Origin of the sequence: Pseudomonas sp. EA_65y_Pfl1_P113 (assembly GCF_963970525.1) — a bacterium.
GTDB lineage: Bacteria > Pseudomonadota > Gammaproteobacteria > Pseudomonadales > Pseudomonadaceae > Aquipseudomonas > Aquipseudomonas tritici.
Map to the genome: position 1 here is coordinate 1 of NZ_CAXAQM010000234.1, position 614 is coordinate 614.

At 62.4% G+C, this 614-nt stretch carries 1 protein-coding gene; it reads left to right on the plus strand.

Annotation, left to right across the window (positions count from 1 at the left end):
* The coding region (locus tag AACY52_RS29325; protein WP_339561220.1) for a hypothetical protein at nt 1-488 on the plus strand (488 nt) is incomplete at its 5' end.
* Nucleotides 489-614 lie beyond the last annotated feature (126 nt).

Below are 614 nucleotides of genomic sequence, written 5' to 3' on the forward strand. Positions count from 1 at the left end.
GAAGGGCGCTTGTCATGGCTACCACTCCGAACGATACGTCCACTGCGATCCACAAAGCAGAAGCTGCCGTAACCGAAGCCGCGCACGAGCCGGCCAAGGCCACCCTCAGCGCGACGCAATTGTTCAAGGACAGCGCCGCCAAGCTCGGCAAGGAAGCCGTCGATCGCGCCAAGACCTATGCCGAGGACGGCAAGGCGCGCGCGGGCGGTGCGCTGGATGAAATCGTGAAAATGATCAACGATGCCGCAGGCACTGTCGATGACAAGCTGGGCGAGCAATATGGCCAATATGCCCGCACCGCTGCGGACAAGGTTGCGGGTTTCTCGGAAGGCCTGAAGGCCAAGGAACTTGACGACTTGATCGAAGACGCGCGCGGCTTCGTGCAGAAGAGCCCGGCGATCGCGATCGGCACCGCAGCTGCGCTTGGCTTCGTGCTGGTACGATTGATCCAGGCGGGCCTTGCCACCGATCATGACAACAAGGCCTGATCCGGCCATACCCGGGGGGCAATGATGGACAGGGGTGAAAACCCGACCGAACAGGAGAGCCTTGCCGCTCTCCTGTCGCGTGTCGTCAGCGACGCAGAGCAAGTGGCGCGCGCCGAAATAGAGCTG